This window comes from Streptomyces sp. IBSBF 3136, assembly GCF_036815105.1.
Classification (GTDB): Bacteria; Actinomycetota; Actinomycetes; order Streptomycetales; family Streptomycetaceae; genus Streptomyces.
In genome coordinates this window covers 1-10,924 of record NZ_JAJSZC010000247.1, presented here as the reverse complement: position 1 = coordinate 10,924, position 10,924 = coordinate 1, and the positions used below count along the sequence as shown (strand labels likewise).

Here is a 10,924-nt window from a genome sequence, read left to right as displayed (position 1 = left end):
GGTGGTCAGGGTGCCGCCCAGCGCGGTGACCCGCTCCCGCATGCCGAGCAGCCCGGGGGCGCCCGCCGGGCCCCGCCGGGGCGGGGGCCGGTCCCGCGGGTACCCGGGGCAGCTCGGGGGACGCCGTGTCCAGCGGCACCGCCCAGGACCGCACGAGGCCCAACTGGACGCCCTGGCGCGGGAGCACGGCGTCCAGGAGCCAGTCGGCGGCGACACGGACGCGGTTGCCGGGCAGCGCGGCCAGGTGGTAGCCCCGGGTGACCAGACCGGCCGGCAGGCCGGACAGTGGCACCCCGAACGGGTTGGCGGCCGCGTGGACGCCCCCGAGGTCGACGGCGAACCCCAGGTCGCGGTGGCGGTAGGCGCGCCGGCGCCGGCCGAGGCCGAGGGCGGCGGCCACGTTCTCGCCCGCCACCCTGCCCTGCCGCCAGGCGTGCTGGGCGGTCATCGGGGTGAACCCGCCCGGGTGCTCCAGGTCCGGTACGGCCGCCGCGTCGCCGCAGGCGAACACCTCCGGGCGGCCGGGTACCTGGAGGTACGGGTCGACGATCAGCCGTCCGCGCTCCAGCGGCTGCCCGACGGCCTCGACCAGTGGGTCGGGCCGGACCCCGACGCACCACACCAGGGTCCGCGACGCCACGAACTCGCCGTCGGTGAGCAGCACCCCGTCAGGGGTGGCCTCCTTCACCGAGGTCCGCATGCGCACGTCGACGCCGCGCGCCCGCAGCACCCGGTCGGCGGTACGGGAGAGCCGCTCGTCCATCTCGGGCAGCACCCGGGGCGCGACGTCCAGGAGCATCCAGCGCGGCCGGGTCCCGCCGGGCAGGTGCCGGCGGGCGAGACTGTCGGTGAGCAGTTGCATCTGCGCGGCCACCTCGGTGCCGGTGTAGCCCGCACCGACCACGACGAAGGTGCGGCGCGCGGCACGGATCGCGGGGTCGCCGGTCGCGGCGGCCAGCTCCACCTGCCGGGTGACGTGGTCGCGCAGGTACAGCGCCTCGGGCAGTCCGCGGAAGCCGTGCGCGTGCTCGGCGACGCCGGGGACCGGCAGCAGTTTGTTGACGCTGCCGACGGCCAGCACCAGCCGGTCGTAGCCGACGGCACCGGTGCCGCCCTCGGGGTCGGTGTAGTGGACCGTGCGCGCGTCCAGGTCGACCCGGCCGGCCTCGCCGAGCAGCAGCCGTACCCCGGGCAGGGTGCCGGCCAGCGACACGGTGACCCGGCGGGCCTCCAGGGCCCCGGCGGCGACCTGGGGCAGCAGCGGCAGGTAGAGGAAGTAGTCGGTCGGGTTGAGCAGCGTGATGTGGGCACGGCCCCGGGTCACGCGGGCCAGGGTGCGGGCAGCCCGGTACCCGGCGAAACCGGCGCCGACGATCACGACACGTGGACGACTCACGGTGCGCCTCCGGCGGTGTGGCTCCTCCGAGGTGTTCCGCGTAACCGGGGCAGGGGCACCCAAACGCCGCGGGGCTCACCCGGACGCCCGCACGGGCCCGCGTTTCGCCGGGTCGAGGCCCTGTGGATCTCCGACCACGGTTTCCGACCGGGTGTACGTCCACCGGATCGGCGCCGGCCGGCGCGGCTTCTTCGACTTCCCCCGCGCGAGGGTGCCGCCGCGGCTCACCGGCTGGGACGGCCGGCCCGCGGTCGGGGAACACGGTGCGGGGCGCGGGAGGTCTCCCGCGCCCCTCGGCGCGTGCCGTGTCGTGCGTGGCCGCGGTCGGGCCCGGCCGAGGTCAGGCCCGGTGGTGCGGGCCCTCGGGGTCGATGTCGGGACGGGACGGGGCCTCGGACGGCATCGGCGGGTACCGCATGCCGAGTCCGCCGGGCGGGGCGGCCGCCGGGCCACCGCCACCCGGGCCCGCGCCGTGCGGGTGCTTCGGATGGGCGGCGCCGCGCAGCAGATAGGCCAGCACGCCCAGGATCGCCGCGGTGATCAGTGCGGCCGCCCAGCCGGGCAGGCCCGCCGCGAGGCCGAGGCCCAGCGCGATCGCCAGGGCACCGCCCGCGTACAGGGCGACGGCGCCCGAGGCGGCGTAGAGCATGGCCGTACGGCGCTGCTTGCGGCTCTGCTCACGCAGTTCGTCGCGTACCGTCTCGCGTGCCACCTGTGCCAGTTCTTCGACGAGGTGCTTGTCCAGATGTTCCAGGTGATCCAAACGGTCCATGGAAAGCGGGTACCCGCGGCATCCGGCGGGTAACGGCGGCGGCCCGCGGGCGGAGCCGGTGCGGCCGGGCCGCGCCCCAACTAGGCTCGCCCGCATGGAGATTCTGGGCGCCTCGCTGCGCATCTGCGTCGACGACCTCGACACCGCGATCCCCTTCTACGAATGTCTCACGGGCGGCACGGCGCTGCGGTTCGGGCGCGGCGGCGTCCAGGTCGCCGCGATCGGCTCCTTCCTGCTGATGAGCGGTCCCGAGGCGGAGCTCGAGGTGCTGCGCAAGGTGGCGGCCACGATCGCGGTGAAGGACGTGACCGAGGCGCACCGGCTGCTGACGGGTCTGGGCGCCCGGATCATCGCCGGGCCGGTGCCGACCCCGGCGGGCCGGAACCTGCTCGCGATGCACCCGGACGGCTCGATCTTCGAGTACGTCGACCAGACGGGCTGATCCGGCCGCGGTCTCAGGGCAGGTCAGGCCGCATCCGGAAGTCGAGCCGGGCGGGCAGCGGCTCGTCGGTGAGCCGGGCCCACAGCCGGCCGAGCACGTCGTCGCCCTCGCGCAGGTCCGCGACCTCCAGGTCCGGCCCGAAGACGGCGAGGGCCTCCGCGCGGCGCCCCTCGGCGAGCAGCAGTTCGGCCTCCAGCAGCCGGAACCGGCCGCGCCGGCGGACGGCGGGCAGCAGCCGTTCCCACACGGCGCGGGCGTCCGCCGTCCGGCGGGCCCGCAGCAGCGCCTGGAGGGTCTCGCGGCCGAGCGCGGCCACGGCGGCCGTCCAGCTCTCGCCGTCGTCCCGGCGTTCGCGGCACATGTCCTCGAAGGCCTCCGCGTACCGGTCGGCGGCGCGCTCCAGGTGGCCCGACTCCTGGTCGGCGACGCCCAGGCAGCGCAGCAGCGGCCACTGCGAGGGGGCGAGCGGAAGGGCCCGCTCCCAGCTGCGGACCGCCTGGGCGCGGTCGCCGGCGTGCCACTGGGCGACGCCGAGGTGGTACTCGGTGTGCGGGGTGGCGGGCGCGGTCTCCAGCATGTCCCGCCAGTGCGGGGCGACCAGCGTCGGGTGCGGCGGGCGGACCCGGCGCGGCTCGGGCAGGGAGCCGGTGCGCAGCAGTTCGGCCCAGGGCGCCTGGTCCTCGCCGAGCGTGGACTCGGGGAACGGTGTGCCGGGCAGCTTCCAGTCGGCGCGCAGCACTTCCAGCGCGCCCCAGCCGGAGCCGGTGGCCAGGCGCTCGCCGGGTTCGGTGTCGGCGTACGGCTTCCAGGCCGCGTACGCCTCCTCGACGCGCCGGCGCGGCAGCACGGCCGCCAGCCGCTCCTCGGCCGCCCGGACGACCTCGGTCCACTCCCCCTCGCGGGGCGTGTCGAGCGGGCCGTACGCCTCCAGCCAGGACACCTCGCTCTCCGGTTCGAGCCGGACGTGCTCCAGCTGCGTGCGGGCGAGCCCGGCCTGGATCTCGCAGTAGCCGCCGGTGCCGGGCTCGGTGAGCCAGTCCTGCCAGCGCCGGCCGCCCGGACCGCTGCCCCACACGAACAGCTTGCGGCCGCGCAGCACGTCGGTGGAGGTCTGCACCAGGCCGTGCCCGTCCGCGGCCGGCGCGGCGATCCAGCGGCGCCGCCCGTCGGGGACCTCGTAGAAGTAGTCCGCGGCGTAGCGGCTGTTGAGGGGGTAGGTGCGGTCGATGCCGTCGTACGCGGGGACGGGCACCCGGCGCAGCCGGCCCTCGTGGCCGAGGGGGGTGCCTCCCACGAAGTGGGGGAGCCAGGCCTCCTCGGCGGGCACGAGGACCCGCACGTCCTCGGGGACGGCGATGTTGGACCACCAGTACGCGGGGACCGGGTGCTCGTGCGGATTGCGGACGCGGACCCCCACGAAGAGGAAGTCGGAGCCGTCCGGGAGCCACAGGTCGACCTGGAAGGGCAGGTCGCGCAGCCGCTCCCACTCCCACAGGCGCAGCATCTCCCCGCCGTCGGGGGCCGGCACCCGGGCGGCGTGCAGGGGGGCGCAGGACAGGGCGGTGTGGCCGGTGGCGCCGATGTTCCACTCGATGCCGCCGGCGTACCAGGCGCCGTTGAGGGCGAAGTCGGCGGGCTGGAACACCGGGTTGCGGTAGAGGAGTTCGCGGCCGGTGGGCAGGTGGAGGAGGGAGGCGACGCGGCCGCCGAGGCCGGGCAGGACGGTGGCGCGCAGCCGGTCGTTCTCGATCACCAGCGCGTCCAGGGACATCGGTTCGCGGGTTCTGCCGTACCCGTCGCGGACGCGTTCGGGCAGCAGGCTGCGCAGCGGTTCGAGACCGATCTGCCGGGCCATGTCCCGGGGCATGTCGTCCCGTTCCCGGTCGTCGATGCGGTGGACCTCGTCGAGCGGGCGCAGCGGGGGCAGGGGGTTGTCGGGGCCCAACCGCGCGGCGGGCAGGGTCAGTACCTCACGTCGGATCTCCGTCACGACGACCATGGAACCCGGCGTGCGGTGAGTCGGCCAGGGGAGCTGCCGGTCAGGATTGCGCAAAGGCGGACCCGGCCCGGATCGCCGGGCCGGGGCCTGTGCCGGCTGTCGGGGTCAGCTGTCGAAGTCGACGGTCAGGGTGTCGGAGACGGGGTAGGACTGGCAGGTCAGGACGTAGCCCGCGTCGACCTCGGCGGGTTCCAGCGCGTAGTTGCGGCGCATGTCGGCCTTGCCCTCGGTGATGTGGGCGCGGCAGGTGCCGCAGACGCCGCCCTTGCAGGCGAAGGGCAGGTCGGGGCGGACCCGGGCGGCGGAGTCGAGGATCGTGGCCTCGCGGGAGAGCGGGGAGGTGGTGGACCGGCCGTCCAGGACGAGGGTGACCTCGCTGACCGGACCGTCCGCGCGGGGCTCGGCGTGCCGGACGGGGGCGACGGGCTCCTCGCCGGCGAAGAAGAGTTCCTGGTGGACGCGGTCGGCCGGCACGCCGAGTTGCGAAAGCACCCGCTGAGCGTCGAGGACCATGCCGTGCGGGCCGCACAGCCACCAGTGGTCGGCCGTGGAGACGTCGACCAGGCCGTCGACGAGCGCGGCCAGCCGGTCGGCGTCCAGGCGGCCGGTGAGCAGGTCGGCCTCGCGCGGTTCCCGGGACAGGACGTGCGCGAGCTGGAAGCGGGCCGGGTGGAGGTCCTTGAGGTCGGCGAGTTCGTCGGCGAACATCACCGTGTCGGTGCGGCGGTTGCCGTAGAAGAGGGTGACCTGCGAGGTCGGGTCGGCGGCGAGGACCGACTCGGCGATGGAGACCATCGGCGTGATGCCCGAGCCCGCGGCGATCAGCACGTGGTGGCCGGGGACGGTCAGGTCGGGGGTGAAGGCGCCGACCGGGCCCATCACCTCGACGGTGTCGCCCGGGCCGACCTCGTCGACCAGCCAGGAGGAGAACAGGCCGCCGGGGACGACGCGTACGCCGATCCGGGGCCGGGAGCCGGCCGGTGAGCAGATCGAGTACGAGCGGCGCTCGTCACGGCCGTCCACCCGGCGGCGCAGGGTGAGCGACTGGCCGGGTTCGAAGGCGAACTCCTCGGCCAGTTCGGCGGGTACGTCGAAGCTCACCGCGACCGCGTCCTCGCACAGACGCTCCACGGCCGCCACCCGCAGGGTGTGGAAGGCCGGGCGGCGGCGGGTGCGGCGCACCGGGGCGGGGGCCGCGTCGGCGGGCGCCAGCAGGTCCTCCATCAGATCTCCTTGACGTACTCGAACGGTTCGCGGCAGGCGCGGCAGCGCCACAGCGCCTTGCAGGAGGTGGCGCCGAAGCGGGAGGTCTCCTCCGTGTCCGTGTCGCCGCAGCGCGGGCAGGGCACGGTCCGGCGGGTCGCCGACAGGACCAGTGGCACGGGGCCGGGGGCGGGGCGCGGCGCGGGTCCGGGAGGTGCGATGCCGTGCTCGGCGAGCTTGCGGCGGCCCTCGGGGGTGATCCAGTCGGTGGTCCAGGGCGGGTCGAGGACCGTGCGCACCTCGACGCGCTCGTAGCCGGCGCCCCTGAGCCGGGCGGCCACGCCGGCCCGCATCTCGGACATGGCCGGGCAGCCGGAGTAGGTGGGGGTGAGATCGGCGACGACCGTGCCCTCGGGTGTCACCCGCACGTCCCTGAGCACGCCGAGATCGGCGAGGGTGAGCATGGGCAGCTCCGGGTCGGGCACCTGCTCGGCGAGGTGCCGGGCGCGCCGGGCGTCGGTGAGGGCGGTCACCATGTCGCCTCCGGGTGGGCGCGGGCCACGCTCTGCAGTTCCGCGAGCAGCGGGGCGAGGTGCTCGGTGTGCTCGCCCGCGCGTCCCGAACCGGCCGGCTCCCGCGGCACGTCCGGCAGGGTGAGGCCGGCCGCGTCGGTGACCTGCCGCAGCACGGCGAGGACCGGCTCCCCGGCGTCGTGGGCGGCGGACAGCTCGCGCAGGTGCGGGACGACCTGGTCGAGGGCGCTCTGCATGCGCCGGTGGGACTCCTCGGTACCGTCGCCGAGCCGGACGACCCACTCGGCGGCGTACTGCCGGTGGTAGGTCAGCTCCTTGACTCCCTTGGCGGCGACGGCGGCGAGCACCGGGTCGGCGGAGCCGGCGAGCCGCTCGAAGTGGGCCAGCCGCCAGCTCGCCAGGAGCAGCAGCCGCGCCATGGAGAACGCGAAGTCCCCGTTGGGCAGTTCGGCGAGGGTGACGTTGCGGAAGTCGTCCGCGTCGCGGAAGTAGGCGTAGGCGTCCTCGTCGCGCCCGGTGCCGTCGACCTGGCCGCAGCGGGCGTACAGCAGCCGGGCCTGGCCGAGGAGGTCGAGGCCGAGGTTGGCGAGGGCGACCTCTTCCTCCAGTTCCGGGGCGCGCGTGGTCCACTCGGCCAGCCGCTGGGCGGTGACGAGGGCGTCGTCGCCGAGCGCGAGGCAGGTCGCGGCCAGTTCCGCCCGGTCGACGCCCTCGGGGACGGCGGTGCTGACGCCGTGCAGCGGGTCCTCGAAGCCGGTGCCGAAGGCCCAGCGGGCGTCGCTGTCGTCGTGTCCCTCGGCCAGGGACAGGTAGACGTGGTCGTCGCTCATGACCTGCTCCTAGATGTGCGGGACGTCGTCGGGGATGTCGTAGAAGGTGGGGTGCCGGTAGACCTTGTCGGCGCTCGGGTCGAAGAAGGGGTCCTTCTCGTCGCGCGTGGAGGCGGTGATGTGCTCGGAGCGCACGACCCAGATGCTGACGCCCTCGTTGCGCCGGGTGTACAGGTCGCGGGCGTGGGTGAGGGCCATCCGGTCGTCGGCGGCGTGCAGGGAGCCGACGTGCACGTGGTTGAGTCCCCGCTTGCCCCGTACGAAGACCTCGTACAGCGGCCAGCCGTCCCGCTTCGTCCGCGTCTCGCTCATGCCGCCGCACCCTTCTTCGTCCGGGTGTCCGCCCCGGTGTCCGTCCCGGCCGTGGTCCTGGCCGCCTGCTTGGCGGCGTGCGCCGCGGCTGCCTCGCGCACCCAGGCGCCTTCGTCGTGCGCGGCCCGGCGCCGCGCCACCCTCTCGTCGTTGCACGGCCCGTCGCCGCTGATCACCCGCTTGAGTTCGGACCAGTCGGGGGTGCCGAAGTCGTACCGGCCGCGCTCCTCGTTCCAGCGCAGCTCGGGGTCGGGCAGGGTGACGCCGAGCTTCTCGGCCTGCGGCACGGTCATGTCGACGAAGCGCCGGCGCAGTTCGTCGTTGCTGTGCCGCTTGATCTTCCAGGCCATGGACTGCGCCGAGTTGGGCGAGGCGTCGTCGGGCGGGCCGAACATCATCAGGGACGGCCACCACCAGCGGTCCACCGCGTCCTGGACCATGGCGCGCTGGGCGTCGGTGCCGCGCATCATCGTCATCAGCAGTTCGTAGCCCTGCCGCTGGTGGAAGGACTCCTCCTTGCAGATGCGGACCATGGCCCGGGCGTAGGGGCCGTAGCTGCTGCGGCACAGCGGCACCTGGTTGCAGATGGCGGCGCCGTCCACGAACCAGCCGATGACGCCGACGTCGGCGAAGGACACGGTCGGGTAGTTGAAGATCGAGGAGTACTTCTGCCGGCCCTCGATCAGCCGCTCGGTCAGGTCGGCGCGGTCGGCGCCCAGGGTCTCGGCGGCCGAGTACAGGTACAGCCCGTGGCCGGCCTCGTCCTGGACCTTGGCGAACAGGATCGCCTTGCGGCGCAGCGAGGGGGCGCGGGTGATCCACTCGCCCTCCGGCTGCATGCCGATGATCTCGGAGTGCGCGTGCTGGGCGACCTGGCGGATCAGGGTCCTGCGGTAGCCGTCCGGCATCCAGTCGCGGGGCTCGATCCGCTGGTCGCGCGCGATCGTGTCGTCGAAGCGCTCCTGGAGTCCGGGCGGCGCGTCGCCCGCCGGGTCGGGCCCGGCCTGCCGTGCAGTCATCCCTACCACCAATCCCAACCGACCGTTCGTTCGGTCCATGATAGGACGAGTTCCCGTCGTTTTGGAAGTGGTTCGTTTCGGAAGTGGTCCGGCTCGGAGGCGGTCCGGCGCTCCGGCGCTCCGGCTCGAAGCGGTAGGCCCGGCGGAGCCTCCTGCCGGGACCGGTCAGCCGGTGCGCCGCATCTCCGCGGTCAGCGCCCAGCGCTCGTGGTCACGCCAGGCCCCGTCGATGAAGATCATGTCCGGCGAGAAGCCCTCCAGGCGGAAGCCGGCCCCGCGCGCCAGCGCGATGGACGCCGTGTTGCCGGGCTGCGCGTTGATCTCCAGCCGGTGCAGCCCCAGCGGCCCGAACGCGTGGCCGATCACCAGGTCGAGGCCCTCGCGCATGAGGCCGCGGCCGGCCGCGTGCGCGAAGGCGCCGTAGCCGAGGGCGCCGGACCGGAAACCGCCCCGGACGATGTTGTTGATGTTGATGAACCCGGCGATGGCCCCGCTGTCCTTCTCGCACACCAGGAAGCCGGCCCTGGCCGGATCCTCGACGAGCGCGGCGGCGTAGCCCGCGTAGCCCTCCTCGGAGTCCGGTGGGAACAGCCACGGCCGGTGCAGGTCCTTGCTCTGCCGGGCCCGGGCCGTGAACTCGGGTCCGTCCTCGGGGGTGAAGGGGCGGATGGCCACGCGCGGGCCCTCGGCGAGGTAGCGGGATGCGGCGGGGTTCGGCATCCGGCCAGCCTACGCGGCCCGCGCGCGGCGGCCCGGCGTCAGCGCAGCGCGGGCTCGTCCAGCGTCAACGTGCCGGCGTCGGCGTCGAGTTCGGCCGCGACCCCGAAGGGGACGGTCAGCGCGCCGTCGCCGTGCCCGAACCCGAAGTCCTCGACGACGGGGACGCCGAGCGGGCCGAGGCGGTCGGCGAGCACCGGCCGCAGCCGCTCGTAGGGGCCGCACCGCTCCCAGGAGCCGAGCAGCACCCCGCGCACCCCCTCCAGCCACCCCGCGCGCAGCAGCTGGGTGAGGCAGCGGTCCAGCGCGTACGGCTCCTCGCCCACGTCCTCCAGGCACAGCAGCCCGCCGGCCGCGGAGCGCCGGGCGTGCGGGGTGCCGAGCTCAGCGGCGAGCAGCGACAGGCAGCCGCCCAGGGTGACACCGCGGGCCCGGCCGGGCACGAGGGCGCCGCCGCCGGAGGCGATGGTGCGGACGGACTCCGGGGCGAACAGGGTGGCCCGCAGGTGCGCCCGGGCCCGCTCGTTCTTGATGAAGTCAATGCCCGCCGCCATCGGCCCGTGCAGCGTGGCGAGCCCGAGGCGGGTGGCGAACGCCTCGTGCAGGACGGTGAGGTCGCTGAAGCCGACGAACACCTTCGGACCGGCCGCGCGCATCGCCTCCCAGTCCAGCAGGTCGACCATCCGCTGCGCGCCGTACCCGCCGCGGGCGCACAGCACCGCGTCCACCGACGGATCGCACCAGGCGTTCTGCAGGTCGGCGGCGCGGTCCGCGTCCGTGCCCGCCAGGTATCCGAACTCCCCGTGCCGGTCCAGCACATGGGGGCCGGCCACCGGGTCGAGGTCCCAGCCGCGCAGCACGTCGAGGCCCGACTGCAGGCGCTCCTCGGGCACCGGCCCGCTGGTGGCGACCACGGCCACGCGTGCCCCCGGGGCGAGCCGGGCCGGCCGTGTCAGCTCTCTCACGGGCGCAGCTCCAGCTCGGGCAGGCCGGGCACGTCCAGGCCGAAGACCTGGGCGTACAGGGACAGTTCGGCCTCCAGGGCGCGCACCATGGTCTCGGCCCGGCGGAATCCGTGCCCCTCCCCCTCGAAGGTGAGGTAGGCGTGCGGCACCCCCCGGCCCTGGACGGCGGCGAGGAAGCTCTCGCACTGGGCGGGCGGGCAGATCACGTCGTCCAGGCCCTGGAGCATGACGAAAGGCACCGAGAGCCGGTCGGCGTGCGCGGTGGGCGAGCGTTCGGCGTACCGCTCGGGCACCTCTTCGCGCGGCCCGATCAGGGAGTCCAGGTACCGCGACTCGAAGTCGTGGGTCTCCCCCGGCCCCCAGGTGCCGAGGTCGAGGACGGGGTAGAGGATCGTGCCGCAGGCGTAGACGTCGGTGCCGGTCAGGGAGGCGGCGGTGGTCCAGCCGCCCGCGCTGCCGCCCCGGACGGCGAGCCGGTCCGGGTCGGCGGTGCCCTCCTCGGCCAGGGCCCGCGCCACGGCGGCGCAGTCCTCGACGTCGACCACGCCCCACTGCTCGCGCAGCCGCTCCCGGTAGGCGCGGCCGTACCCGGTGGAGCCGCCGTAGTTGACCTCGACGACGCCGATGCCGCGCGAGGTGAAGTAGGCGATCTCCAGGTCCAGCACCTGCGGCACCCGGCCGGTGGGGCCGCCGTGCGCCCAGACGACGTAGGGCGGCAGCTCGCCGGCGGCCCCAC

12 protein-coding genes are annotated in these 10,924 nt (G+C 74.9%); 1 reads left to right on the top strand and 11 read right to left on the bottom strand.

From position 1 onward, the window contains the following. Both V7E45_RS34500 and V7E45_RS34495 read right to left on the bottom strand, forming a co-directional pair. Positions 1-1,396 (bottom strand): NAD(P)/FAD-dependent oxidoreductase (locus V7E45_RS34500; protein WP_333778193.1); only part of this gene is annotated, 1,396 nt, incomplete at its 3' end. 340 nt (positions 1,397-1,736) lie between these two features. After that, complete coding sequence (locus tag V7E45_RS34495) at positions 1,737-2,168, bottom strand: phage holin family protein (protein WP_333778192.1); 432 nt, start codon at positions 2,166-2,168, stop codon at positions 1,737-1,739. A gap of 94 nt (positions 2,169-2,262) precedes the next feature. Here V7E45_RS34495 and V7E45_RS34490 point away from each other — a divergent pair, with 94 nt between their 5' ends. Then, on the top strand, positions 2,263-2,610 hold the full coding sequence (locus V7E45_RS34490; protein WP_333778191.1) for a VOC family protein: 348 nt from the start codon (positions 2,263-2,265) through the stop codon (positions 2,608-2,610). A 13-nt stretch (positions 2,611-2,623) separates the two neighbouring features. On the opposite strand, the gene V7E45_RS34485 is transcribed toward V7E45_RS34490, so the two are convergent. The 9 genes from V7E45_RS34485 to V7E45_RS34445 form a co-directional block, all read right to left on the bottom strand. After that, positions 2,624-4,609 (bottom strand): DUF5107 domain-containing protein, encoded by a 1,986-nt coding sequence (locus V7E45_RS34485; RefSeq protein ID WP_333778190.1) that lies wholly within the window; start codon positions 4,607-4,609, stop codon positions 2,624-2,626. A 105-nt stretch (positions 4,610-4,714) separates the two neighbouring features. After that, entirely contained in the window at positions 4,715-5,833 is a 1,119-nt protein-coding gene (gene paaE / locus V7E45_RS34480; protein WP_333778189.1) for a 1,2-phenylacetyl-CoA epoxidase subunit PaaE, read from the bottom strand. Then, positions 5,833-6,348, bottom strand: a complete 516-nt coding sequence (paaD, locus tag V7E45_RS34475) for a 1,2-phenylacetyl-CoA epoxidase subunit PaaD (RefSeq protein ID WP_333778188.1) — start codon at positions 6,346-6,348, stop codon at positions 5,833-5,835. Before paaD ends, paaE begins: the two co-directional genes overlap by 1 nt. Continuing rightward, a complete protein-coding gene (gene paaC / locus V7E45_RS34470) occupies positions 6,342-7,175 on the bottom strand; it encodes a 1,2-phenylacetyl-CoA epoxidase subunit PaaC (protein WP_333778187.1) in 834 nt (277 codons plus the stop codon). Before paaC ends, paaD begins: the two co-directional genes overlap by 7 nt. A gap of 9 nt (positions 7,176-7,184) precedes the next feature. Then, positions 7,185-7,487 (bottom strand): 1,2-phenylacetyl-CoA epoxidase subunit PaaB, encoded by a 303-nt coding sequence (paaB, locus tag V7E45_RS34465; RefSeq protein WP_333778186.1) that lies wholly within the window; start codon positions 7,485-7,487, stop codon positions 7,185-7,187. Further along, entirely contained in the window at positions 7,484-8,506 is a 1,023-nt protein-coding gene (gene paaA / locus V7E45_RS34460; protein WP_333778185.1) for a 1,2-phenylacetyl-CoA epoxidase subunit PaaA, read from the bottom strand. The genes paaB and paaA overlap by 4 nt, the downstream gene beginning before the upstream one ends. 165 nt (positions 8,507-8,671) lie before the next feature. Further along, on the bottom strand, positions 8,672-9,226 hold the full coding sequence (locus tag V7E45_RS34455; RefSeq protein ID WP_333778183.1) for a GNAT family N-acetyltransferase: 555 nt from the start codon (positions 9,224-9,226) through the stop codon (positions 8,672-8,674). A gap of 38 nt (positions 9,227-9,264) precedes the next feature. Further along, positions 9,265-10,188 carry a S66 peptidase family protein gene (locus V7E45_RS34450; protein ID WP_333778182.1) on the bottom strand — a complete coding sequence of 308 codons (924 nt, stop codon included), beginning with the start codon at positions 10,186-10,188 and terminating at the stop codon, positions 9,265-9,267. Then, a partial coding sequence (locus V7E45_RS34445; protein ID WP_333778181.1) for a S9 family peptidase occupies positions 10,185-10,924 on the bottom strand: 740 nt, incomplete at its 5' end. The genes V7E45_RS34450 and V7E45_RS34445, both read right to left, overlap by 4 nt.

What these genes read in the sequence shown, in the direction of transcription:
- paaA (WP_333778185.1), bottom strand. Translation starts at nt 8,506, where the DNA reads ATGACTGCACGGCAGGCCGGGCCCGACCCGGCGGGCGACGCGCCGCCC.
- paaE (WP_333778189.1), bottom strand. Translation starts at nt 5,833, where the DNA reads ATGGAGGACCTGCTGGCGCCCGCCGACGCGGCCCCCGCCCCGGTGCGC.
- V7E45_RS34490 (WP_333778191.1), top strand. Translation starts at nt 2,263, where the DNA reads ATGGAGATTCTGGGCGCCTCGCTGCGCATCTGCGTCGACGACCTCGAC.
- paaD (WP_333778188.1), bottom strand. Translation starts at nt 6,348, where the DNA reads ATGGTGACCGCCCTCACCGACGCCCGGCGCGCCCGGCACCTCGCCGAG.
- V7E45_RS34485 (WP_333778190.1), bottom strand. Translation starts at nt 4,609, where the DNA reads ATGGTCGTCGTGACGGAGATCCGACGTGAGGTACTGACCCTGCCCGCC.
- V7E45_RS34455 (WP_333778183.1), bottom strand. Translation starts at nt 9,226, where the DNA reads ATGCCGAACCCCGCCGCATCCCGCTACCTCGCCGAGGGCCCGCGCGTG.
- paaB (WP_333778186.1), bottom strand. Translation starts at nt 7,487, where the DNA reads ATGAGCGAGACGCGGACGAAGCGGGACGGCTGGCCGCTGTACGAGGTC.
- paaC (WP_333778187.1), bottom strand. Translation starts at nt 7,175, where the DNA reads ATGAGCGACGACCACGTCTACCTGTCCCTGGCCGAGGGACACGACGAC.
- V7E45_RS34495 (WP_333778192.1), bottom strand. Translation starts at nt 2,168, where the DNA reads ATGGACCGTTTGGATCACCTGGAACATCTGGACAAGCACCTCGTCGAA.